The organism is Streptomyces sp. NRRL B-24484, assembly GCF_000717715.1.
GTDB lineage: Bacteria > Actinomycetota > Actinomycetes > Streptomycetales > Streptomycetaceae > Kitasatospora.
In genome coordinates this window covers 1-22,381 of the sequence record NZ_JOAI01000037.1, presented here as the reverse complement: position 1 = coordinate 22,381, position 22,381 = coordinate 1, and the positions used below count along the sequence as shown (strand labels likewise).

21 protein-coding genes and 3 pseudogenes are annotated in these 22,381 nt (G+C 73.7%); 14 read left to right on the top strand and 10 right to left on the bottom strand.

Features of this window, described 5'->3' with window-relative positions; all coding sequences use genetic code 11:
* Positions 1–121 precede the first annotated feature (121 nt).
* Both IE98_RS0128150 and coaD read left to right on the top strand, forming a co-directional pair.
* Positions 122–862 carry a hypothetical protein gene (locus tag IE98_RS0128150; RefSeq protein ID WP_159401092.1) on the top strand — a complete coding sequence of 247 codons (741 nt, stop codon included), beginning with the start codon at positions 122–124 and terminating at the stop codon, positions 860–862.
* A 75-nt stretch (positions 863–937) separates the two neighbouring features.
* Positions 938–1,315: pseudogene (coaD, locus tag IE98_RS46845) on the top strand (pantetheine-phosphate adenylyltransferase); the annotation flags it as partial.
* A gap of 10 nt (positions 1,316–1,325) precedes the next feature.
* Here the strand turns inward: coaD and IE98_RS51175 are convergent.
* The 4 genes and pseudogenes from IE98_RS51175 to IE98_RS46840 form a co-directional block, all read right to left on the bottom strand.
* The gene (locus IE98_RS51175; RefSeq protein WP_234443701.1) at positions 1,326–1,487 is read right to left on the bottom strand and encodes a hypothetical protein; all 162 of its coding nucleotides are present in this window, start codon (positions 1,485–1,487) and stop codon (positions 1,326–1,328) included.
* Positions 1,488–1,561: 74 nt separating this feature from the next.
* Positions 1,562–3,034 (bottom strand): MFS transporter, encoded by a 1,473-nt coding sequence (locus IE98_RS0128140; RefSeq protein WP_106976731.1) that lies wholly within the window; start codon positions 3,032–3,034, stop codon positions 1,562–1,564.
* A gap of 49 nt (positions 3,035–3,083) precedes the next feature.
* On the bottom strand, positions 3,084–3,758 hold the full coding sequence (locus IE98_RS0128135) for an AvrD family protein (RefSeq protein WP_267882370.1): 675 nt from the start codon (positions 3,756–3,758) through the stop codon (positions 3,084–3,086).
* Positions 3,759–3,807: 49 nt separating this feature from the next.
* Positions 3,808–4,199, bottom strand: a pseudogene (locus IE98_RS46840) (carboxyl transferase domain-containing protein); the annotation flags it as partial.
* A gap of 303 nt (positions 4,200–4,502) precedes the next feature.
* On the opposite strand from IE98_RS46840, the gene IE98_RS52315 reads away from it, so the two are divergent.
* Together IE98_RS52315 and IE98_RS0128125 are read left to right on the top strand one after the other, a co-directional pair.
* On the top strand, positions 4,503–4,751 hold the full coding sequence (locus tag IE98_RS52315; protein ID WP_078661366.1) for a TetR/AcrR family transcriptional regulator: 249 nt from the start codon (positions 4,503–4,505) through the stop codon (positions 4,749–4,751).
* Positions 4,748–5,407 (top strand): TetR/AcrR family transcriptional regulator, encoded by a 660-nt coding sequence (locus IE98_RS0128125; protein ID WP_043175315.1) that lies wholly within the window; start codon positions 4,748–4,750, stop codon positions 5,405–5,407. The genes IE98_RS52315 and IE98_RS0128125 overlap by 4 nt, the downstream gene beginning before the upstream one ends.
* A gap of 30 nt (positions 5,408–5,437) precedes the next feature.
* Here IE98_RS0128125 and IE98_RS0128120 read toward each other — a convergent pair whose 3' ends face one another.
* From IE98_RS0128120 to IE98_RS0128110, 3 genes are all read right to left on the bottom strand, one after another.
* Positions 5,438–5,800 carry a hypothetical protein gene (locus IE98_RS0128120; RefSeq protein ID WP_030273702.1) on the bottom strand — a complete coding sequence of 121 codons (363 nt, stop codon included), beginning with the start codon at positions 5,798–5,800 and terminating at the stop codon, positions 5,438–5,440.
* A 476-nt stretch (positions 5,801–6,276) separates the two neighbouring features.
* The gene (gene rph, locus IE98_RS0128115; protein ID WP_030273700.1) at positions 6,277–8,874 is read right to left on the bottom strand and encodes a rifamycin-inactivating phosphotransferase; all 2,598 of its coding nucleotides are present in this window, start codon (positions 8,872–8,874) and stop codon (positions 6,277–6,279) included.
* Positions 8,875–9,275: 401 nt separating this feature from the next.
* The gene (locus IE98_RS0128110) at positions 9,276–9,701 is read right to left on the bottom strand and encodes a VOC family protein (protein ID WP_030273699.1); all 426 of its coding nucleotides are present in this window, start codon (positions 9,699–9,701) and stop codon (positions 9,276–9,278) included.
* A 230-nt stretch (positions 9,702–9,931) separates the two neighbouring features.
* Between IE98_RS0128110 and IE98_RS0128105 the strand changes: the two genes are divergently transcribed.
* The 4 genes from IE98_RS0128105 to IE98_RS52045 all read left to right on the top strand — a co-directional run bounded on the left by IE98_RS0128105 (position 9,932) and on the right by IE98_RS52045 (position 15,356).
* Positions 9,932–10,963: a DUF6881 domain-containing protein gene (locus IE98_RS0128105; protein WP_030273698.1), complete on the top strand. Its 1,032-nt coding sequence runs from the start codon at positions 9,932–9,934 to the stop codon at positions 10,961–10,963.
* Between the two features lie 116 nt (positions 10,964–11,079).
* Positions 11,080–11,985, top strand: coding sequence for a Crystal protein ET79 (locus IE98_RS46830; RefSeq protein WP_159401090.1), 906 nt, complete (start codon positions 11,080–11,082; stop codon positions 11,983–11,985).
* A gap of 4 nt (positions 11,986–11,989) precedes the next feature.
* A complete protein-coding gene (locus IE98_RS48380; protein WP_030273689.1) occupies positions 11,990–12,547 on the top strand; it encodes a hypothetical protein in 558 nt (185 codons plus the stop codon).
* Between the two features lie 130 nt (positions 12,548–12,677).
* Positions 12,678–15,356 (top strand): AfsR/SARP family transcriptional regulator, encoded by a 2,679-nt coding sequence (locus tag IE98_RS52045; RefSeq protein WP_030273687.1) that lies wholly within the window; start codon positions 12,678–12,680, stop codon positions 15,354–15,356.
* Between the two features lie 223 nt (positions 15,357–15,579).
* Here IE98_RS52045 and IE98_RS52040 read toward each other — a convergent pair whose 3' ends face one another.
* Together IE98_RS52040 and IE98_RS0128080 are read right to left on the bottom strand one after the other, a co-directional pair.
* Positions 15,580–15,711: a hypothetical protein gene (locus IE98_RS52040; RefSeq protein WP_267882367.1), complete on the bottom strand. Its 132-nt coding sequence runs from the start codon at positions 15,709–15,711 to the stop codon at positions 15,580–15,582.
* A 214-nt stretch (positions 15,712–15,925) separates the two neighbouring features.
* On the bottom strand, positions 15,926–16,510 hold the full coding sequence (locus IE98_RS0128080) for a helix-turn-helix domain-containing protein (RefSeq protein ID WP_030273685.1): 585 nt from the start codon (positions 16,508–16,510) through the stop codon (positions 15,926–15,928).
* A 117-nt stretch (positions 16,511–16,627) separates the two neighbouring features.
* Between IE98_RS0128080 and IE98_RS0128075 the strand changes: the two genes are divergently transcribed.
* The 3 genes from IE98_RS0128075 to IE98_RS0128065 all read left to right on the top strand — a co-directional run bounded on the left by IE98_RS0128075 (position 16,628) and on the right by IE98_RS0128065 (position 18,530).
* Entirely contained in the window at positions 16,628–17,464 is an 837-nt protein-coding gene (locus IE98_RS0128075) for an EamA family transporter (protein ID WP_030273683.1), read from the top strand.
* 155 nt (positions 17,465–17,619) lie between these two features.
* Positions 17,620–17,922, top strand: coding sequence for a hypothetical protein (locus IE98_RS0128070; RefSeq protein WP_030273682.1), 303 nt, complete (start codon positions 17,620–17,622; stop codon positions 17,920–17,922).
* 185 nt (positions 17,923–18,107) lie between these two features.
* A complete protein-coding gene (locus tag IE98_RS0128065) occupies positions 18,108–18,530 on the top strand; it encodes a carboxymuconolactone decarboxylase family protein (protein WP_030273680.1) in 423 nt (140 codons plus the stop codon).
* Between the two features lie 24 nt (positions 18,531–18,554).
* Here the strand turns inward: IE98_RS0128065 and IE98_RS45140 are convergent, their stop codons facing one another.
* Positions 18,555–19,196: a hypothetical protein gene (locus IE98_RS45140; RefSeq protein WP_030273679.1), complete on the bottom strand. Its 642-nt coding sequence runs from the start codon at positions 19,194–19,196 to the stop codon at positions 18,555–18,557.
* 205 nt (positions 19,197–19,401) lie between these two features.
* On the opposite strand from IE98_RS45140, the gene IE98_RS0128055 reads away from it, so the two are divergent.
* The 3 genes and pseudogenes from IE98_RS0128055 to IE98_RS52650 all read left to right on the top strand — a co-directional run bounded on the left by IE98_RS0128055 (position 19,402) and on the right by IE98_RS52650 (position 22,270).
* The gene (locus tag IE98_RS0128055; protein ID WP_030273677.1) at positions 19,402–19,908 is read left to right on the top strand and encodes a hypothetical protein; all 507 of its coding nucleotides are present in this window, start codon (positions 19,402–19,404) and stop codon (positions 19,906–19,908) included.
* 217 nt (positions 19,909–20,125) lie between these two features.
* Positions 20,126–21,814: pseudogene (locus tag IE98_RS0128050) on the top strand (NPCBM/NEW2 domain-containing protein); the annotation flags it as partial.
* A gap of 30 nt (positions 21,815–21,844) precedes the next feature.
* Complete coding sequence (locus IE98_RS52650; RefSeq protein ID WP_234443715.1) at positions 21,845–22,270, top strand: NPCBM/NEW2 domain-containing protein; 426 nt, start codon at positions 21,845–21,847, stop codon at positions 22,268–22,270.
* Positions 22,271–22,381 lie beyond the last annotated feature (111 nt).

The window sequence follows — 22,381 nt, the reverse complement described above, 5'->3', positions numbered from 1 at the left end:
GCGCGGCTCCGCCGTCCGGGAGGCCGGCCCGGAAGCTCCTACGCGGTCGGACGACGGCTCACGGCCGATCGCGACCCGCGGGATACCGTTCCCCTGATGAGGGCCGAAGGTGCCGGCGGCAGTGCATCAGGGCACAGCGGGCTTCGGGCGAGGCGACGGAGGATTCGTGCACATCGGAGAGGTTGCGGTCGCAGAGGTTGCCGCGCAGTGGTTCGGCCGCAGGAGGCCGGACGAGGCGGTGCCCGAGTGCCTCGCCTGGCTGCCGGAGCCGGTCCGGCGCACCTACTCGACGACTTCGCCCGTGCTGTGGGAAGCGGGAGGCATCTGGCAGGTGGACGTGCCCCGGCCCGCCCGATCCGATCCCGGGAAGAGGGTCTTCATGAGCGAGGACGAGGGCGAATGGGTCTGGGCGTACGACGCGAACGACACCGATCGGTTCTTCGACCTCGGCCCGGACGAATCGGACTGGAAGGCGGTCGACGCCGGGCTCGCCGAACTGCTGGCCCAGCGGAGCCTTCTCGAGATCGCCCACGGCCCGGTGTCCCACCGGGCGATCTCGCAGATCCCTCCGGCGCTGCTGCCCGACGTCGTCACCGGGCTGACGGAGGTCACCGCCTGTCCGTGGCGATCGATGCCGGGCCTGCGCCTGCACCTGGGCGATGGCGTACTGGTGGTGTCCAGCTTCGGCCGGGAGGACGTCGCACCCTTCCACCACGTCGACGATGCCCTCGCCGTCCACGTTGCGGTGACGCGCCCGGAGAAGGCCGACTACTTGGCGGATCGTGAGTGGCCCCGTCCCTGGGACGTCCGGCCGAGCCGTTCCCCGGAATGGATCAGGGCGTACGCGGAGCGCGCTCGGTGAGCTGATTGTCGGACATCGATCGTCCGCTGTCCCGGCACTTCGCTGCCGGGGTCGGCCGCTTGTTAGTCTCCGATCATGCGAGCCCTCTTCCCAGGATCCTTCGACCCGGTCACTCAAGGGCACCGGGACGTCATCCGCAGAGCCTCGCTCCTGTTCGACGAGGTCGTCGTGTGCGTGATGGTCAATGCGAACAAGAGCGGCCGCTTCCCCGTCGCCGAACGGCTGGACCTGCTCCGCGCGGCAGTGGCCGACCTGGGCAACGTCACGGTCGACTCTCACACCGGTGGCCTGCTGGTCGATTACTGCCGCGGAGCCGGAGTCGACGTCGTCGTCCGCGGAGTCCGCGACGTTCACGATGTGGAGTTCGAGATGCCGATGGCCCGCATGAACCGCGAACTGGCCGGAGTGGAGACGTTCTTCATGGGCGCGGACCCGACCCTGCGTCACGTCTCCTCCACCCTCGTCACCGCGATGCGGTACTCAGGTCGAACTGCGGCCAGTGGAAGTCCTCGTGGAACAGCTCGTCGGCGAGGTCCAGCTCGCCCTTGGTGATGACGTTCCCGAACAGCAGGGCGATCTTCTGCTTGCGTGCCTCGGGGGTGGTGCCCTGTGCGACGGTGGCCATGAGGTGTCCTTTCCGGACGGTGTCCGGGCGGTGGGGTGCGGCCGCCCGGGACGGCCGCACCCGCGGGGCGGTGGCTACTCGGCGGCGCGGGCGGGGCGGGGCAGGGAGAGGCTGACGGCGGCTGCGATCAGCACCAGCACCAGGTCGATCACACCGACCCACTGGAAGGCGGCGGCGTAGGAGCCGACGCCCTTCGGGGTGCCGAGGCCGGCGAAGAAGACCGAGCCGATCACGGCGACACCGGCGGCGCTCGCGAACTGCTGGGCGGTGGTGAGCACACCGGCCGCGGCGCCGGCCTGCTGCAGGCGGACCCCGGCGAGCACCGAGCCGACCAGGGCGGGCACGGCCAGGCCGTTGCCGAGGCCGATCAGCACCATCGGGCCGATCAGCCGGGCCGGGCCGGTGTGGTCGCCCGAGACACCCAGCACGATCAGCAGGGCGACGAAGCCGACCGCGGCGATCGAGCCGCCGGTGGTGATCATGCGGCTGCCGTACTTGGCGGTGATCCGCTGGGAGGCGATCGACGCGCCGGAGAAGGCCAGGCCGAGCGGGGTGAAGACGAACCCGGCGGCGAGCGGCTTCAGACCCAGCCCCGACTGGAGCACCAGGGTCAGGGTGAACATGAAGCTGAAGAAGCCGGAGAAGGTGGCGATGCTGACGGCCAGACCGCGGCTGAACGCCCGGTCGGAGAAGAGCGACAGGTCGAGCAGCGGCTGCCCGCCGCGGCGGGCCAGACGGCGCTCCCAGAGCAGGGTGAGGGCCATCGCGGGCACCGAGGCGACCAGACTGACCCAGGTCCACGCAGGCCAGCCCTGGATCCGGCCGAGGATGAGCGGGACGAGCGCCAGCGCCAGACCGACCGGCACGCCGATCGCGCCGACCGGGTCGAGCGAGGGCTTCGCGGTGGGCTCGCGGTGCGGCAGCAGCCGGGCCGCGAAGCCCAGCATGACCAGGCCGATCGGCAGGTTGACCAGGAAGATGACCCGCCAGCCGAGGCCGGCGACGTCCGCCTCCAGCAGCGCGCCGCCGAGCACCTGACCGGCGACCGCACCGACGCCGACGGTGACACCGAACCAGGAGAGCGCCCGGGCCCGCTCGGCGGGCGGGAAGACCGAGGTGATCAGGGCGAGCACCTGCGGCACCATCGCGGCACCGGTCAGGCCCTGGACGAGCCGGGCGGCCACCAGCTGGCCCGGCGACTGGGCGATGCCGCAGAGCACCGAGGCGACGGTGAAGGCGACCGTGCCGGTCAGGAAGACCGCCCGGGAGCCGTACAGGTCGCCCAGCCGGCCGCCGGTGATGAGGCCGCTGGCGTAGGTGAACGCGTAGCCGGCGACGATGAGTTCGAGGGCCGCCTGACCGGCGGAGAGGTCGTGCGCCAGGGACGGGGCCGCGACGTTGACCACGTACAGGTCGAACTGGGCCATGAACATGGCCGCCAGGATCACCGGCAGCATCAGCCAGCGCTTGGCGTAGGGGGCCGGGTCGGCCGCGGGGGCCGCGGTGGCGGCCGGACCGGCGGCGGCCCCGTTCCGGGTGAGAGACATGGCAGTGAGTCCCTTCGGGGAGTTCGCGTCTGTCGGTGGAGCGGTGGTTTCAGGGGCGCGGGGAACTGCGCGGCCCAGGGGTGGTGATGTGGACTGCATGGGCCGAGCCGTGATCTGTACGGCGGCCCGCATCCGAATCGCGCAGTTCCCCGCGCCCCTCGCCGATGCCGGCCAGGCCGCCGCTCGGTTCGGCGTTGCGCCAGGTGCCGCCGCGCAGCGGCAGCAGCCGACGGCCCGTCAGGGCGGCCCGGGTGGTGGACGGCCGGCCCTCGACGAGTCCGACCGCGGGCTCCTCCTCGGGGGCGGTCAGCACCGTCTTCATCGTCCAGAGCGTGTTGCTGTCGGAGCGGCTGAGCCCGTCGAGCTCGTACATCAGCACCTGCGCCAGCCGGAGGTTGACGACGAAGCAGTCGATCAGGCTGACGGTGGGACGGTCGCCGGCGGCGATGCCCTCGACCGGGGCCGGCGCGCCGGCTCTGCGGGTGAAGCGGACGAGGGCGGAGGCGCTGTGCTCGCGGTTGTCCACCGCCACGTCGGTGATCTCGTGGTGGCGGTACGTGAAGCCGGCGCCGTAGAAGCGGTACTCGCCGCGGCCGAGCGCCGCGTCGAGGCTGCCGAAGCGGGCCTCCTCGGCGGCCCGCTCGACGATCGGGTGCTCGGTCTCGACGCGCACCCGCAGGTTGCCGGCGGCGCACCCGTGAGGGTGTGCAGCAGGGTGTTCGATGCCGCCGATGTGGTCCGGGTTCAGGAAGGCCGGCGTGCGGGCCGGCCGGGTCGGCTCGCACCGCCTGGACGACGTCCGGGCCGGTGATGAACATCTGGGAGATGCCGCGGACCATGAACACGAAGTCGGTCAGCGCGGGGGGAGTGGGCGGCGCCGTCCGCGCAGGGGCCGAGCATCACCGAGATCTGCGGGATCACGCCCGAGGCCTTGGTGTTCCGCCGGGAGGTGCCGCCGTAGCCGGCCGGGGCCATGTCCATGATCGTGTGGATCTTCTGGGCGTGGGCCTCGCCCAGCGCGCCGCCGAAGATCCGGAAGTCGTGCGCGTGGACGAAGACCGTCCGGCCGTGCACGGTGCCCCGGCCGACCACCACGCCGTCGGTGTGCGGCTTTCTGGCCTCCAGGCCGAAGCCCTTGCGTGCGGTGCCGGCGCAGCGGCTCCAGGTTCGGACGGTGCGGTGCGGTGCGGTGCGGTGCCGTCACGCCGGGGCGGGCGCGGGGACGGGTCGTCATGGGTTGCCTCCCCCTGGGGCAGGCCCGACCGGGTCGGTCCGGGCTCGATGGCCCAAATGTACACTCAAGTTCATTGTCTGGCCAGGGGGCTAAAAATGTATTTGAGTCCATGTGTTGCGCTCGCGGCGATGGAGGACCTGTGTGCGCACCTTCGTCCGGCCCGGTCCGGGGCGGTTCCGGACCTTGACATGGACTTCGCCCCATGTTTGAGTTGAGGATCATCAATGCACTCCAGTGCAGCAGTGGCGATGTCACCTGGAGGCCTGTGTGCGTCCGCCCTCGGACGCCCCGACGGGCGTGACCTCGTGGCGGGCCCGAAACAAGGAGCGCGCCAGGGAGCGCGTGTACGCCTCGGCCGGGACCCTATTCGGCCGCAAGGGGTATGCGGACACGTCCGTCGCGGAGATCGCGGAACGCGCGGGCACTGCGCGTGGCACCTTCTTCAACTACTGGTCCCACCCAGCAGATCGGAGACACCGGTGAACACCACGCAGACCGCCCCGGCCGAGCAAACCGCCGCCCCGCTCGGCCGCCGGGAGCGCAACAGGATCAGGATGAGGGAGCGCCTCTACGACGCGGCCCTCGCCCTCTTCACCGAGCAGGGCTACGACGAGACCTCCATCGACGAGATCGCCGAACGCGCCGACGTCGCCCGCGGCACCTTCTTCAACTACTTCCAGCGCAAGGAGGACCTGCTCGGCACCTGGGGCGAGAAACGCCGCGCCGCGCTCACCACCGCCCTCGTCGACGACGGCCCCGACATGGACACCGCCGCCGGCCGGCTGCGCCGCTGCATGACCACGCTCGGCCGGATGAGCGAGGAGCACCGGAAGGAGACCGGTGCCATGCTCATGGCCTGGGTCCGCGCCGGCCACCCGCTCGTCGAGGAGCCCTACCTCGCCGACCTGTTCGCCCAGATCGCCGCCACCGGCCTCGAACGGGGCGAACTCCGCGAAGGCACCGTCGCCGAACAGGTCGGCAACGCCCTGCGCGACCTCTACCTCGGCACCCTCTACCGCTGGTGCGGACGCCCCACCGACCCCTCCGGCGCGCTCACCGAGGAACTGCTCGCCACCCTCGACCTCATGCTCCACGGCGTCCTCACCACTCCCGCCCCCGAGGAGGCCGCCGGGCGGTGACGGTGCACCCGCGCGGCAGGCGACGCCCCGTCAGAAGATCCGGGGTTCCTCGTCGCGCTGGCGCTGGGCCATCATCTCGTCCCACCGGACGTCCTCGTCGGAGCGCTTGGGGCGCGGCTTCTTCACGTAGTCGTCCCGGGGCGTGAGGAGGCTGCGGGGGGTCGGATACTTCCGCTCCATGTACGTCTCGTGGACGATCACCGTCACCACGAAGGCGACCACCCCCAGGACCAGCAGCGGAATCCACGCGCCGGACTCGAACAGCCAGTACAGGGCGCCCGCCGTCGCGAGGACCATGACGACCCGCCCCGGCACCGGGAGCCGCTTGAACAGCCGCTTGTACTGCTGCTCCGGCCACGCACTCGCCCGGATGAGCAGGCCGAGGAACTCCATCTCCTCCTCCTGCCGCGAGCTGTACGCCGACCGCCGCCGAGGCGGCGCGCTCCCGGCCGCCCCGGCACCCCTGGCCGCGGCCGGCCGGCCCGAACCCTTCGCCCCCCGGGCGGACCCGGAGGCCTTTCCGGACCGGCCGGACGGTGTGGCCCCGGCGGGTCTACGGGGCTTCGCGGGCTGCTTCGCGGCGCCCGGGGCCTGCTTGCGCGGCGGCCTGCCGCCGCGCGACGGAGGGTTCTGCGAGTGCGGGGCCACCGATCACCTTTCCGGGGATGGTGTGCGGCCGGGGCGCGGTTCCCGGACCGTCCGGCCCGTGGGCGCACCGTGGCCGTCCCGGCCACGGAAGTGCATCCTAGGGTCGCGGTGTCCGCCCCCGCTCCCATCGACCGAACCGGCCGCCGTCCGGACAATTCCGGTCGCCCGGAAGGCCGTTCCGGTCGTTCCGTGATCGATTCCGTCACGCCGGTTCGGACCGGTCAGGACAGCAGCTCGACGTACCCGTCGGTGCCGTGCACGCGGATCCGCTGCCCGTCCCGGATCAGCCGGGCGGCCCGCTCCACGCCCACGACGGCCGGCAGGCCGTACTCCCGGGCGATCACCGCGCCGTGGGTCATCAGGCCGCCCACCTCCGTCACCAGGCCGGCGATCCCGACGAACAGCGGCGACCAGCTGGGGTCCGTGAAGGGCGTCACCAGGATGTCGCCCGCGTCGAGATCGGCGTCCGCCATGTCGAGGACGACCCGGGCCCGTCCCTCGACCGTCCCGGCGGAGACCGGCAGGCCGACCAGCGCGCCGGCCGGCACGTCGTCCCGCCGGTACGCCCCGGAGAGCGCCTCGCCGTCCGAGGTGAGCACCCGCGGCGGCGTCAGCGCGTGGTACGACCGGAAGGCCTCCTTGCGCCGCGCGACGAGTCCGTGATCCACCCGGTTCGAGCGCACGGCCTCGTGGAACTCCTGGAAGGTGAGGTGGAAGACGTCCTCCCGCTCGGCGACCACCCCGGCCCGCACGAGGCGGTCGGCCTCCGCCAGCAGGGCCTGCTTGTAGACGAAGTAACGGCTGACGATGTCGTACTTCGGGTACTCCCGGTACCCGATGAAGGTACGGACCCGGTCGACCATCTGCGCGGTCTCGTCGGCCTTCCGCTCCCCGTCCGGCAGGGCCCGCAGCCGTGCCAGGACGTCCCGTTCCTTCTGCAGCGCCCGCTGCCGTCCCTGTTCGAAGCGCCGCCCGGCCGCGCCCGGCTCGAAGTTCCGGACGTTGTCGAGGATCACGGGAACCAGCGTGCCGGGGCGTTCGCGCCACCGCGGCCGCGTGATGTCGATCTCGCCGACGCAGCGCATCCCGTACCGGTCGAGGTAGCCCTCCACGGCCTCGCGCGCCGCGCCGCCGCCCGGCAGCGCCGCCAACCCGTCCAGGAAGTCCCCGTCCTCGACGCCCTCCAGGAACGCCACCACCTCCGGCAGCGGGCGGATGACGTCCGCGACGTCCAGCAGCGCGAGGCCCATCTCCGAGGTGATGTTCCCGGGGGCGGACAGGGTGAGCGTGTCGGCCGCGTTCTTCTCGCCCAGCCACTCCTGCAGCTTGTCGTTGAGCCACCACGTCGCCTCCATCCCCGCCATCACCGCCTGCAGGTTCAGCGGGTCGCCGAGAACGCGCTTGTGCTCCTCGAAGGCCTCCAGCAGGAAGGCGAACAGCGCCGGTCCGCTCTTCGTCCGGATCTCCCGCTCCAGGGCGGCGACGGACTCCCGGCTGCGCCCGATCAGCGCGGCGACGACGGCCGGATCGGTCTCGATCGGTGCGGGCGCAGTACCCGCAGGGGGACCGGCGGGAGCGGTGTCGGGGAGCGTCGGGACGAAGCCGTCCCGGGTGAGGACGGTCTCCAGGGCGTCCCTGACCAGCGGATCGCCCTTGCCCAGGACGGACAGGAGGCCGTCGCGGCCCGCCGGTGAGGCCAGCCGCCGGGTGACGTCGACGAACAGCCGCCCACCGGCCTCGTGCATCGGCACCATGGCCGTCAGCCGCCACATCGACAGCCCGAGCGGCTTCATGGGGTCGGTCATCATCTGGCCGTGCCCGACGGAGACGTACACGTGGTTCTCCCCGTCGGTGGACTCGGGGACGGGGAACAGCGTCGTGATCGGCCGGCTCTGGACGATCCGGAAGCCGTCGTCGACCAGGCACCATTCGACGTCCTGCGGCCGGCCGAAGTGCGCCTCGATCCGCCGGCCGAGCCGCACGAGCCGCACGGCCTGGTCGTCCGTCAGTGCCGGCTGCTCCCGGCGCTGCGGGTCGACCGCCACGTCGTGGGTCCCGCCGCCCGGCAGGGCCTGCACCGCCCGCCGCTTGACGGCGATCGTCCTGGTCACGACCCGGCCGTGGCGGACCGTGAACACGTCCGGGTTCACCAGGCCGGAGACCAGGGCCTCGCCGAGGCCGAAACCGGCGTCCACGGTGGCGACCGTCCGGTCGCCGGTGACGGGGTCGGCCGTGAACAGGACCCCGGACGCCTGCGGCACCACCATCCGCTGCACGACCACGGCCATGCGGACCGCGCGGTCGTCGATGCCGTTCCGCCGGCGGTAGGTGACGGCCCGCTCGGTGAACAGCGAGGCCCAGCACCGGCCGACGTGCCGCAGGACGGCCGCCGGACCCACGACGTTCAGGTAGGTGTCCTGCTGGCCGGCGAAGGAGGCCGTCGGCAGGTCCTCCGCCGTCGCGCTGGAGCGGACGGCGTACGCGGCCCGTTCGCCGTGCCGGGCGAGCGCGCGGGTGATCGCCGCCGCGAGGTCGTCCGGCACGGCGGTCCCCTCGATGATCCGGCGGATCCGGGCGCTGAGCGTGCGGACCGCCTCCCGGTCGTCCGGGTCCACCCGCGACAGCCGGTCCAGCAGGTCGTCCAGCGACGGCACCCCCGCCGTGATCCGCCGGAAGGCGTCCGTCGTCACGCAGAAGCCGTCCGGCACCTCGACGCCGTCGATCCGGGTGAGCGCGCCCAGGTGCGCGCCCTTGCCGCCGACGAGGGCGACCTGTGTCTCGTCGACCTCGCGCAGGTCCCTCACGTACCGGTCGATCACTTCGACACCTCCGAGGCGGCCGCGCTCCGCCGCGCCGCCCTGGCCGGTCGCATCACCGGCACCACCCGCTCCGCCCGACCCCGTCCCGGCCACGTCATCGTCCACAGGTCCGACCCCACCGCATTTCTCGTACGCCGACCACAGGACACGCGCGTCGTGCTCCCTCTTCCGCAGGTTGTGCCGTCGGCCGACGATTCTGCGCCCGCACCGGGGCCTTGCGGCAAGCCCCCCGGCGCGCTATACGTTGAGAGTGGCAAGGAGAACTCTCCTTGCCTTTCGTGTTTCCCGGTGCGTGGGTCGGGCCGGGGCGTCCGCGAACGGCGAAGCGCCACCCCGCCGGAATGCCGCGGGGTGACGCTCGGGGCGGCGGTGCCGGTGCCGGACCGCCGTTCCGGGAATGCTCAGTCGACGCAGAACTCGTTGCCCTCGACGTCCTGCATGACGATGCAGGAATCGTGACCGTCGTAGAGCAGGTTCACGCGGACGGCGCCGAGCGCGAGCAGCCGCGTGCATTCCGCCTCCAGCACGGCGAGGCGTTCTTCGCCCACGAGTCCGGTGCCGACCCGCACGTCGAGGTGCACCCGGTTCTTGACGACCTTGCCTTCCGGAACGCGCTGGAAGTACAGCCGCGGACCCACCCCCGTGGGATCGACGCAGGCGAACCATGAACCCCGGTCCTCGGGGGCCTGGGAGCGGTCGTAGTCGTCCCAGCTGTCGAACCCCTTCGGCGTCGGTGCGACGTACCCCAACACCTCGCACCAGAAACGGGCGACGCGCTCGGGCTGCGCACAGTCGAAGGTGACCTGGAACTGCTTGACCGATGCCATCCGCCCACCCTAGAGGCTGTTCCGCACCCGCCGCGGCGATTTTCTTCGACCACGACGGACGGCGGGGACGACCGCGGCGAGAGCCGGCCCGCAACGGCGGTCGTGCTCCGAGGGGCGGCGGGCTCGGTAGGGTCGGGGCCGCAGTCGAGCGAAGAGGACGATCCAGTGGTGACGTACGACCAGCTGACCGGATGGGCCGGCACCGGCCGGGTCACACGGATCGGGGCACGGTGACCGCGGACGGCAGGCCGAGGGCCGGCGTGGTCGGCGGCGCGTTCTGCCTGATGCGTCTGCTGCCGCTGCTGGACGTGCTCGGGTCGCCGGTGCGGCAGCCGGTGGAGGCGGTCGTCGACGGGTGCCTGGGCGCCGGCGGGATCGCGGACGACGTGCTGATCGCCCTCGACGACTTCTGTCAGGCGGTCGGCCCGCTGCAGGACTTCGACCTTCCGGCCTCCTTCGAGCAGGGCATCGCCGCCGTCGCCCTGCTGGCGGCCGGGGCGGGCCGGCCGTACCCGGCACCGGTGGACGAGCGGATCGCGGAGCGGGCGGTCGGCGAGTGGAACGCACTGGCCCGGCTCCTGGCGGACCGGTCGCCGCCGAGCGCCTCCGCGGTCCCCGCCGACCTGGTGGAGCGCGAACGCAGGGCCCGGCGCGAGGACGTGCGCGTGCTGACGGCGAGCGAGCACGATCCGACGGCGGTCCTGCGGCGCGCCGATCGGCTGGCTGCGGAGCGCGCGGCGATGCGGGCCGAGCTGTCGGTGGTCCCGGCGCTGTTCGGGGGGTGCCCGTCCGGGGCGTGCGGCCGGGACTGCACCTGGCCCGTCTGCGGGTCGTCGGCGGCGAACTGCGTCCGCAGCCGGGCCTTCCGGCCCCAGCAGACGCTCGCCGCCCGGCTGCGACGCGAACACGGTGCGGAGGCCGAGCCCTGGTACCTGGTCACCCTCGACCTCGAAGCGGCCGACGACGAACCGTTCGAGTACCTCGCGGAGATCGGGACGGACGGACACGAGCTGCGGAAGGTCGCCCAGTACATGGACGGCAGCCTCGTCCGCGTCGACCGGGCCCACCCCGTGAGCGGCGGGGTGCACCTCGCACCGGACCGTCTGCCGCCCTGGCCGGAACTCGAAGCCGACCCCGATCGGCACGTCGAGGAGACCTCGGCGGAGTTCTTCGAACGGCGCTGGGAGGAAGGGCTCACCGGGTTCGTCGGACGCGGAGCACCCGCGCCCGAGGCCGCTCCCGGGGCCCGTCCGTCCTGGTAGCGGAGGCCGGGTCGGCGGCCCGGCCGTGCTGCGGCAGCCGTTCGGTAGTGAAGCGTTAGCGGGGCCCGCGACCTTGGGAGCACGCCGTACGGAGCGGCGGTCGACGAGGAGGCGTGATGTTCCGCAAGGGGAGTGCCGGCAGGCGGGGTGCAGGAGCGGTGCGCGGGGCCGGGGGAGCGGCCGCCGTCCTGGCGGCGATCGGCGCGGTCGTGCTCGCGGGAGCGCCGGCGGCGGTGGCCGCGGGCGGAGGCGGTGCGGCCGAGGGACCGGCCGCGGTGCGGTCGGCGCGCAGCACGAACGTCTCGCTGTACAACGGCACCGCGGACGTGATCTACCGGAACTACAGCGCGCTCTCGCACGGCGTGTGGGACGACTCGACCCCGCCGGAGTCGATCGGGAACGCCGCGACGGCGTTCTGGGGATCGCACTCCTCGGGCTTCATGACGGGGACGGAGGGCGAGGTGCGCTACCAGCTGGCGCGGGGCGAGGTGGTGATCCACTGGGACAACCCGTACGCGGGCGGCAACTCGTACAGCTGCTCCGTCCCGCGCGGCTACACCTGCTCGTGGAGCGGTGGCGGCGGCAACAACGCCTCGGTGGCGTTCACGGTCGGCGGCAGCCCGGCCCTCGCCGCCGCCGGAGCCGCCGGGCAGCAGGCCCCGGCCGTGCAGGCCGCGGCGAGGAGTACCTACGTCAGCCTGCAGAACCGGACGACGTCGGTGCTGGAGCGCACGTCCTCCGCCCTGCAGCACGGCACGTGGACGGAGAACATGCTGCCGCCGGACGCGGTGTACCCGATGTCCAACGGCGCCTGGCAGTCCGAGTCCAACGGCTTCATGACCGGGACGGAGGGCCGCGCGGTCTACAACATGTACGGCGTCGGGAACGTCTCGATCTGGTGGGACAACCCGTACTCCGGCAGCAACACGTACGGCTGCAACGCGCCCGAGGGCTACTCCTGCAGCCGGGACGGCGGCGGTGGCGACAACGCCTACGTCACCTTCACCGTGCGGAAGGGCTGATCCGATGACCCGCATCCCGCACACCCCTCCGGGTGCCCGCGCCCTGGCCGTCGCCGCGCTCGCCGCCGTGACCCTGCTGCCGCTGGGCACCGCCGGGGCCGCCACCGCGTCCACCGTCTCGGCGTCCACCGCCTCCGCACCCGCCCCGGCCACCGCCGCACCGGCGGCGATCAGCGACGGCCAGCACTACGTCCTGGCGCCGCAGCACGCGCCCGACCAGTGGCTGGGCGAGGTCAGCTGGAACTCCGTCGTCACCAGGGCCAGCCGGCTCTGGTACGGCAACCAGTACCACCACGCGCTGTGGACGGCCCGGGTCGCCGGCGACGGCACGGTCGAGCTCCAGAACGTCGACTTCGGCGGCAGCCTCCAGGACGACAACGGGGCCGTCGAGGCGAACTGGGGCCAGGGCGGCACCTGGGACTGGACGGCGGTCGCCGGCCCGGGCGGCACCGTCGCGCTGCGGAACCGCATCACCGGCCGCTACCTCGCGCTCAACGCGGCGAACGTCGCCGTCACGGCCGCGACCGCGTACTTCTGGTACGTCGTCAACGCCCACCTGTAGCAACCCCGCCCCGCCGCTCGCCCCCGGTCGCGTCCCGTGGCCGGGGGCGAGCGGCGCGGATTGAATGAATGAACACGGTCAAGCTCGGGTAGCTCCCCCTCGTTCAGCAGACGAACCGTGGGGAGAACGCGTGCTCGACTTCCGCCTGCTCGGCCCGGTGGAGGCGCACGGCGACGGGACGGCCGTCGACCTCGGCCCGCCCAAGCGCCGGACCGTCCTGGCGGTGCTGCTCCTCGCCGACGGCGCCCTGGTGACCACCGACCGGCTGACCGAGGCCCTCTGGCACGAGCGGCCGCCGACCCACGCCAGGACGGCCGTCCAGGGCCACATCTCGAAACTGCGCCGCGCGCTCCACCCGACCGGCCGGGCCGCGATCGTGACGGCCGGCGACGGGTACCTGCTCCGCACGCCCGCCGACCGGGTCGACGTCCGCCGCTTCCGGGCCGGAGTCCTGGAGGCGAGGCGCATCCACCGCGGCGCCGCCCCGGCCGCCGTGCCCGTGCTGCGCAGCGCCCTGCGGCTGTGGCGCGGCCCCGCCCTCGCCGGGCTCTGCCCCACCCCGTTGATCGCCTCCCTGGCGGCCGAGTTGGAGGACGCCCGGCTGATCGCCGTGGAGGAACTCGGCCAGGCCCTGACCGCCGGGCACCTCGCCGAGGAGGCCGTCGGCCTGCTGCGCGGCCCGGCCGGCCGGCATCCGCTGCGCGAGTCACTGGTCGCCCCACTGCTCGACGCCCTGCTCGCGACCGACCGGCAGGCTGCGGCCATCGAGCTCTACCACGAGACCGTCCGACGGCTCGCCGAGGAACTGGGCGTGGGCCCCGGCCCCGCGATGACCCGCGCCTACGCCCGCATCCTCGCCGCACCCGACCACGCGCACCCCACGGCCGCAGCCCCCGCCCGCCCCGGCACCCCTGCGGGCGGCCGCGGTGCGCCGCCGCTGCTGCTGCCCCGCGGCCCGGCCGGGTTCACCGGCCGCACGAGCGAACTCGCCGCCCTGGACGCGACCTTGACCGCAGCGCCGGACGCTCCCGTCTGCCTGGTCACCGGACCGGCCGGCGTCGGCAAGAGCGCCCTCGTCGCGCACTGGGCGCAGCACGCCGCCCCTGCCTTCCCCGACGGCGTGCTCTACGCCCGGCTCGGCGGATTCGCCGGCACCGTGCCCGCCGCCGACCCCGCCTTCGTCCTGCGGGACTTCCTCGTCGCCCTCGGCACCCGGCCCGACGACGTCCCGCAGAACCCGGTCGCCGCCGAGAGCCACTACCGCACGCTGCTCCGCCACCGCCGCACCCTGGTCATCCTCGACGACGCCCTGGACCACGACCAGGTGCGCCGGCTGCTGCCCGGCGCCGCGGGCTGCGCCACCGTGGTCACCAGCCGCAACCGGATGGAGAGCCTGGTCGCCGGCGACTGCGCCCGCCCGCTGCTGGTCGACCGGCTGGGACCGCAGGACGGCGCCGCGCTGCTCTCCGCCGTGCTCGGCGCGGAGCGGGTGGCGGCCGAACCCGATGCCGCGGCCCATCTGGTCCGACTCTGCGACGGCCTGCCGCTGGCGCTGCGGCTGACCGGCGCCCGCCTCGCGACGCGGCCGCAGCGCCCGCTGCGCGAGGCCGCCGACGAGCTGCACGACGAGCAGCAGCGGCTCGCCCTCCTCGCCGCCGGCGACGTCGACCTGGCCTCCGTCCTGCGGGCCGGCGTCGCGCACCTGCCGCCCGCCGCCGCCGACCTCCTCGGACTGCTGGCTCACCACCTCGGCCCCGACATCGACCTCGGCGGGGCGGCGGCGCTGGCCGCCGCCCCGCCGGCGGACACCCGTGCGGTGCTGGACCGGCTGGTCGCCGCCAACCTGCTGGAGGAACGGCCCGGCGGACGGTACGCCCTGCACGACCTGGTCCGGCTGTACGCGCGAACGCTGCGCCCGGCGCCCGGCCCCGAGCGGATCCTGCCGCTGCTCGACCACTACCTCCGCAGCGCCCTGGCCGCGTCCGCGGCCGCCGTTCCCGGCAGCCAGCCCTGCTGCGCCCTTCCCGCCGACGTCCGACCGGCCGTGGTGGTGCCGGACTTCACGGACCGGGCCGGGGCGATGGCCTGGTACGCGCGGGAACGGGTCACCCTGGTCGCGGCCGTGGCGGCGGCCGCCGGCGCGGGCCACCACGACCGGGCCTGGCGGCTCGCCGCGCTGCTGTGGCCGCTGGTCGTGCAGCAGCCCGAGGCGCAGTGGGACGGCCCGCTGGGCCGCGCGCTCGCCTCCGCGGCCGAACTCGCCGATGCCGACGCGGAGTCACGGGTGAGGACGCTCCTCGGCTGGGTCCTGACGCAGCAGGCCCGGCACGAGGAGGCGGCCCGGCACCTGGAACCCGCACCGGACCTGGCCCGGCGGGCCGGCGACCTCGAGGGCGAGGCCATCGCTATCGTGAACCTGGCCCAACTGCACGACCGGCTCGGCCGCCCCGCCACCGCCGGCCGCGGCTACGAGCGCGCGCACCTGCTCGCCCGGGACGCCGGCAGTCCGCAGACGCAGATGCTCACCACCTACTACCTCGCCCGCCACCACCTCGACAACGCCCGCCCCGCACGGGCGCTCGCGCTGGCCCGCGACGGCCTCGGCCTCGCCCCCGCGGACCAGGTGCCCGCCCGCCGCGCCATGCTCACCGACCTCTGCGGTCAGGCCCTGCTGGCGCTGGACCGGCAGGTCGAGGCGTCCGAGCACTTCACCCGCGCCGCCCGGCTGGCCGAGCAGGACGGCTTCACCGCGGACGCGGCCGCGTACGACGCCCGCGCGGCCGAGACGGGTGTCCCGGGGCGGACCTGACAGTCGGTCCGGCGGTTCTCGAGCGGCTCGGTCCGCTCGGGCCGGTGGGCTCGGGGCGCCGGGCGAGGTCACCGCTCGGGGCGGAGGCGGGAGACCGGGTGCGGGCCCCGGGCGCGGAAAACACAGAGGCCCCGTCCGGCCGACTGGACCGGGCGGGACCTCGTCATTCGCTCCCGAGCCGACTCGGGGACACCTCCCGTCGGGGGACGGGACGGCGGGGTGCTCAGGCCTTGCGCGCCTCGGCCCGGGTGGTGGTGCGGTTCTTGCGCTGCGCCTTGCGGACGAGCCGGTGCTGCTCGGCCTGCCGGAGCCGCTCGTCCATCGTGGCGCGAGCCGCATCGAGCTGGTAACCCATGGTGGTCTCCCCCTTGGCGGGCGGCTGCGGGCATCACCGTGATGCCGGTCCAGGAGGCCGCCCTCGTGTCTCAGATTCTACACCCATCTGCGCACGATTGCTTTCATTTAGTTGGCACTTGCTCGCTGGAGCCTTTCGATCGAAGGTCGATTGGGTTTCTGGCCTGGTGGGCCGGGACGACGCCCCGGGCGCCGGCGCAGCCGCACCCGCAGGGTCAGGCCGTGGAGGCGGGGCCGGGGGGCAGGTGAACGGTCATGATCAGGGTGCAGGGGGCGGTGCCCGCGCCACGGTAGGTGTGGGCGGTGTCGCCGTCGAAGGTCGCGGTCTGCCCGGCCTCGACGGTGTGCTCGGTGCCGTCGACGACCAGGGTCATCCGGCCGCCGGTGACACTGACCGTCTCCACGACGCCCGGCGGGTGGGGGTGGCTGGGGTACTCCTCGCCCGGCTCCAGGCGCCAGCGCCACACCTCGACCGGGGCCGGGCCCGAGGTCGTCAGGACGAGCCGGGCCTCGCCGCCCTGCCCGCCCGTCCACAGCGGCGCCACGTCCTCGGCGGAGACGATGCGCACCCGGCCCTCGGACGGCCCCTGCATCAGCGCGGACACCGAGATGCCGAGAGTGTCGGCGAGTCGGACGAGGGTCGCCAGGTTGGGGTTGCCCTGGGCCTTTTCCAGGGCGACCAGGGCGCCCTTGCTGACCTGGGCGCGCCGGCCGAGCTCGTCCAGTGAGAGGCCCGCCCGCGTCCGGGCCGCCCGGACGTTGTGCGCCACCGTCCGCAGGGCGTCGGCTGTCTCCGCCACCTGGTCACCATCCCCTTATTGGTCCAATGGAATGCACTGTGAAGTCACTCCATTGGACCATCCCGGTCGATCCGATGTATGTTGCAGTCGTTCCACTGGCATCGTAGGGGATGAACCGTGATCGCTCTGCTCCTCGCCCTCGGCAGCTCCCTCGCCTACGGCTGCGCCGACTTCCTGGGCGGCCTCGGCTCCCGCAAGGCCCACGTGCTGCGCACCGTGCTGATCGCGGCTCCCGCCTCGCTCGCCGTCGAACTGCTGCTCTGGCCGGTCCTGGGCGCCACCTTCAGCCCCGGGGCGGTCGGCTGGGGCGCGGCCTCCGGCGTCGCCTCGGCCGCCGCCTTCGCCCTGCTCTACCGCACCCTGGCGATCGGCCCCATGAACGTGCTGTCCCCGGTGACCGCACTGGTCTCCGCCGCACTGCCCGTCGGGGTCGGCCTGCTGCAGGGCGAACAGCTGAGCACCGCCGGGATCGTCGGCCTTCCGCTCGCCCTGCTGGCGGTGGTGCTGGTCAGCGCGGGGCCCGGCACCGGCGCGGCCCGCCCCTCGCGGGCCGCCCTGCTGCTGGCCTTCGGCGCGGGCGCCGCCATCGCGCTGCAACTGGTCTGCCTGCACCAGGCGCCGACCGACAGCGGCGTCGCCCCGCTGATCGTCGGACGCGCGGTCTCCTCGGCGGTCACCCTGGCCGCCGCGGGCCTGCTGCGGCGGCGGCTCGGGTCCGAACGGCCCGCGTACGCGATGTCCGCGGGCGCCGGCGTGCTCGACTCCGTGGCGAACCTGCTGTTCCTGCTCGCCGCCCGCAGCGGGGACCTCACGGTCGTCGCGGTGATCACCGCCCTGTACCCGGCGAGCACGGTGCTGCTGGCCCGCGCCGTGCTGGGTGAACGCATCCACCGCGGCCAGCTCGCCGGCCTGGGCGTCGCCGCGCTCGCCGTCAGCCTGCTCGCCCTCGCCTGAGCCGGGCGACCCCTGTGGCGCGTCCACCGGCCGCCCGCCGTGCCCGGGCGCGGGCGCACACCGGCCCGGCGCCCGTCTGCCTTTGCGGCCCGCCGGTGGCAGGGGGACGCTGGACGGGCGGACGGCCGACGTCCGCCGAGTCGAGGAGGCCGTACGTGACGTTCATTCAGATCATCGAGTACAGGACGAGTCGGATCGACGAGTTCAACGCCCTGCTGGACAGCTGGGTGGAGAAGAACGAGGGCAACCGCGTGGCCACCAGAGCCGTGCAGGCCAAGGACCGCGACGCCGAGAACGTGTACCTGAACATCGTGGAGTTCCCCTCCTACGAGCAGGCGATGGAGAACTCCCGGCGCCCGGAGACCGGGGAGTTCGCGGCGCAGGCCGCGGCGCTGTGCGACGGCCCCCCGGTGTTCCGGAACCTCGAAGTGATGAACGAGCGGGGCTTCGAGGGCTGACGCCCGCCCCGGGGCCGTACGGGCCGTCCCGCCGACCGGGACGGCCCGTACGGCCGGGCGCCGGACCGGCGCCGGGCCGGGCGGCCGTAGCAGGGCGGAGCCCGGAGGCCGCCGGCCACCGCCGTCGCCCTCCGCGACGGCCCCCGGACCCGCCCGACGGACCACGAGACGCAACGGAGCTCCGCATGACAGCCGACGGCACGACCGGGCGCACCCGCCGGGACCGCTACGAGCACGGCATGGAGGTGCTCAGACAGATCGACGGCGAGGCCGGCGAGCGGGTGGTGAACGCGCTGGCGGACGTCTCCCCGGAGATGGCGCACCAGATCGCCGCCTGGGGCTTCGGCGAGATCTACTCGCGCCCCGCCCTGCCGCCCCGCGACCGCCAGCTCGTCACCCTCGGCATGCTCACCGCCCTCGGCGGGTGCGAGCCCCAGGTGGAGGTGCACGTCCACGCCGCCCTCAACGTCGGCCTGACACTCGAGCAGATCGTCGAGGCGCTGCTCCACGCCGCCGCCTACTGCGGGTTCCCGAAGGCGATCAACGCGACCCTCGCCGCGAAGCGGGTCTTCGCCGAACGCGGCCTGCTGCCCGTCCACGGGGACTGACGGGCGCGGCGGGCCGGGCCGGGGTCACTTCGGCGATGCGGTGTTGAGGGTCGACCAGGGGCCCTGGCCGAGGAAGTCGATCCGGCCGGATCCGTCGAGGCGGACGGTGAAGACGTTGCCCTTCCAGCCGAAGGCGCCGGTGCCGGCGCGGCCCGCCGCGTGGGCGGCGAACAGGTCGGCGAGGTCCGCGGGCCTGCCCGGGGCGGGCCAATTGTCGGGGCTCTGCAGGTGGACGGCAGCGCCGGCGGCCAGGTGCAGCGTCCGGGCGCCGGTCCCTCCCGCGCCCGCCACCACCGGGTCGAGCCCGTCCGCGCTGCAGGTCACCGCGGTGTCGGACACCGCGAGGTCCGCCCCGCCGTCACCGGTCTTCGCGGCCGAGGAGACGAAGACCCAGGCCGCGCCGGCCGGCGCACCGCACCCGGCGCCCGCCGCCCCGGCCGGAGATCCGGACGCCTTGCCGGGCGCCTTCCCGGACGGGTGGCCGGTCGCCGGGCCGGACGGAGCGGCGGTCGCCGCCGCGGACGCACCCGCGGTCGGGCTCGCCGCCGTCGCGCCCGCCCCGGCGGCCACCGGGTCGGGCCCGTCGCAGGCCGCGAGCGCGAGCAGGACCGAGGCGGCCGCCGCGGTGAGGAGCGAGGCGCGGCGCACGGACATGGTGTCGTTCATGGATCCCCCTGAGAAAGCTGTGCCGAGTCGGCACCTCTGAAAACGCCGTGAGGGGACGTCGGGTCTCACACGGATCCGCACCGGGGCAGGTCGCCCCGAGGGCCGTGCCGGAAGCCGATCGGGCTCTGCGATGATCCCTCCACGGGACACGGGGGCCTGCCGCCCCGGACCGGTCCCGCCCCGGGGTGATGCGGAGGATGCCGTCGTGCGGAATGTCAGGGTCGAGCTCTCGGCCGAGCGCGAGGACCTCTACGAGCCGCTCATGCGCGGTGCCTGCACGGTCGCGCAGGTGGAGGCGGCCTACCGGCTGGTGTTCCAGGTCGAGCCCCTCTGGGAGTGGCTGCTGGAGCGCGGGTTCGTCGAGCTGTGCTCGCGCGAGAGGTACGACCTCCTGGAGGTCAAGCTCGCGTCGGCACTCGACCACGTCTGGCGGAACCGGGACCTGCCCGTCCTGGACGCCGGGGCGTCGGGCACGTCCGCCCGCGCGGTCCTCACCGTCGCGGCGAACCTGGCCGGCAAGGACCACACCAGCCTGCGGAACACCCTGTACGACCTCGACGAGGACCACATGCGGCCGGTGGCCGAGGCGATGATGTACGCGGCCGGCTTCCTGGACGGATCGGCCGACCCCTGGGGCAACGAGGATCCGGGTGCCGAACGCGGCTGGGGGCCGAACAGCCTCGCCCGGGAGGAGCGGCTGGAGGAGATGTAGCCGCGGTGGGCCGGGGATCGCCCGGCCGCCCCGTCCGACGCATGGTCGAGAACCGGCCAAATTCCCTCCGCTGCAAGGGCAGTGGGAGTGCGCACGTTCTCCAGCGGGCCCCTGTCGAGTCTCTTGACAAGTGGACGTCAACGGGCTGACGCTCTCCACTGCTCGATTCCGTTGGATTCAGTGCCTTTGTGTGCTGATTGAGTCCCGGAGGCCATGCATGACTTCGATCCCTCACACGATCCGACAGCGGGCCGTCGGCCTGGCAGCGACCCTGGCCGTGCTCTGCGGCGGCGGCACGCTGGCGACCGCCGCGGTGGTCGGCCTGGAGGTGGCGACCGCAGCCCCGGCCGCCGCGCTGCAGAACTCCCAGGCCGTCACCCCGCAGATGGGGTTCAACAACTGGAACTCCACGCACTGCCGGGCCGAGTTCAACGAGGCCATGGTCAAGGGCATCGCCGACATCTTCGTCTCCAAGGGACTGAAGGCGGCCGGCTACACCTACGTCAACCTCGACGACTGCTGGGCGATGCCCACCCGCGACGCCGCCGGCGACCTCGTGCCCGACCCCGTGCGCTTCCCGAACGGGATCAAGGCGGTCGCCGACTACGTCCACGCCAAGGGGCTGAAGTTCGGCCTGTACTCCAGCGCCGGCACCAGGACCTGCGACGTCGCCGGGTTCCCCGGGGGCCTCGGCCACGAGCAGCAGGACGCGAACCTGTGGGCGTCCTGGGGAGTGGACTACCTGAAGTACGACAACTGCAACAACCAGGGCGTCGACGCGAAGCAGCGGTACCGGGCGATGGGTGACGCGCTGAAGGCCACCGGCCGTCCCATCCTCTACAGCATCTGCGAGTGGGGCAGCAGCGAGCCGTGGAGCTGGGCCCAGGAGACCGGCAACTCCTGGCGGACCACCGGCGACATCTCCGACTCCTGGTCGAGCATGATCTCCATCGCGCACGAGAACCAGGCCCTCGCGCCGTACGCCGGCCCGAACGCCTGGAACGACCCCGACATGCTGGAGGTCGGGAACGGCGGCATGACCGACACCGAGTACCGCACCCACTTCAGCCTCTGGGCGGAGATGGCCGCGCCGCTGCTGATCGGCTCCGACCTGCGCACCGCGAGCGCCGCGACGATGGCCGTCCTCACCAACGCCGACGTGATCGCCGTCGACCAGGACCCGCTCGGCCGGCAGGGCGCCGTGATCTCCTCCGGGGACGGACTGGTCGTCATGAGCAAGCCGCTCGCCGACGGCGGCCGCGCCGTCACCCTGACCAACGAGACCGCCGCCACCAGGACGATCGCCACGACCACCGCGGCCGCCGGCATCGGCGGCGCCGCCTCGTACACCCTCAAGGACCTCTGGTCCAAGCAGACCACCGGCACGACCGGCGCGATCAGCGCCGCCGTCCCCCCGCACGGCACGGTGATGTTCCGGGTCACGCCCGGCGGGCCGACCGCGCTGCCCGCCGGACTGCACTGGCTCGGCGACCTGGCCTGGTCCGGGACGCCCGCCAACGCCTGGGGACCGGTCGAACGGAACCACAGCAACGGCGAGACCGGGGCCGGCGACGGACGGACCCTCACCATCGGCGGCACCGCCTACGCGAAGGGCCTCGGCGTGCACGCCGGTTCGGAGGTCCGCTACCACCTCGGCGGCACCTGCACCGGGCTGGTCGCGGACGTGGGCATCGACGACGAGGTCGGCAGCAAGGGATCCGCGGTGTTCCAGGTCTACCGCGACAACACCCTGGTGGCCGACAGCGGAATCCGCCGCGGCAGCGATCCCGCCCTGCGCCTGAACGCCGACCTCACGGGCGGCAGCGACCTGCGGCTGGTCGTCACCGACGCCGGCGACGGCAAGGACTACGACCACGCGGACTGGGCCGGCGTCCGGGTCGGCTGCGGGACGGCACCCTCCGCAGGCACCCACGCCCTGAGCGACCTGGGGTGGACGGCGTCCTTCAACGGCTGGGGTCCGGTCGAGCGCGACCGCAGCAACGGCGAGGCCGCGGCCGGCGACGGACGGACCCTCACCATCGGCGGCACCGCCTACGCCAGGGGCCTCGGCGTCCACGCCACCTCGACCGTCACCTACTACCTCGGCGGCCGGTGCACCGCGCTGAGCACCGACGCAGGGGTGGACGACGAGGTCGGCTCCAACGGCTCGGTCACCTTCCAGGTCCTCGCCGACGGAGTGAAGGTCGCCGAGAGCGGCACGGTCACCGGTGCGGGCGGCGCCGTCCACCTCGGCGCGCCGCTCACCGGAGCCTACGAACTGACCCTCCAGGTCGGGCCCGCCGACGGCGGCAACACCTACGACCATGCGGACTGGGCTGCACCCCGGCTGACCTGCAGCTGATCCCGCACCCGGCCCGGCGCCGTGATCCGCGCGGGCCTCGGCCTCGCCCCCGAGGAACGCAAGGCCCAGGCCCTGTTCCTGCACCGCTCGATCCGCGACAACACCTCCACC

Bases quoted from the DNA above. Each gene is read 5' to 3' on its own strand.
- IE98_RS51175 (WP_234443701.1), bottom strand. From the start codon at position 1,487: ATGGCCACCGTCGCACAGGGCACCACCCCCGAGGCACGCAAGCAGAAG.
- IE98_RS0128140 (WP_106976731.1), bottom strand. From the start codon at position 3,034: ATGTCTCTCACCCGGAACGGGGCCGCCGCCGGTCCGGCCGCCACCGCG.
- IE98_RS0128120 (WP_030273702.1), bottom strand. From the start codon at position 5,800: ATGGAGTTCCTCGGCCTGCTCATCCGGGCGAGTGCGTGGCCGGAGCAG.
- IE98_RS0128110 (WP_030273699.1), bottom strand. From the start codon at position 9,701: ATGGCATCGGTCAAGCAGTTCCAGGTCACCTTCGACTGTGCGCAGCCC.
- IE98_RS46830 (WP_159401090.1), top strand. From the start codon at position 11,080: ATGTTCCGCAAGGGGAGTGCCGGCAGGCGGGGTGCAGGAGCGGTGCGC.
- IE98_RS48380 (WP_030273689.1), top strand. From the start codon at position 11,990: ATGACCCGCATCCCGCACACCCCTCCGGGTGCCCGCGCCCTGGCCGTC.
- IE98_RS52040 (WP_267882367.1), bottom strand. From the start codon at position 15,711: ATGGGTTACCAGCTCGATGCGGCTCGCGCCACGATGGACGAGCGGCTC.
- IE98_RS0128065 (WP_030273680.1), top strand. From the start codon at position 18,108: ATGACAGCCGACGGCACGACCGGGCGCACCCGCCGGGACCGCTACGAG.
- IE98_RS45140 (WP_030273679.1), bottom strand. From the start codon at position 19,196: ATGAACGACACCATGTCCGTGCGCCGCGCCTCGCTCCTCACCGCGGCG.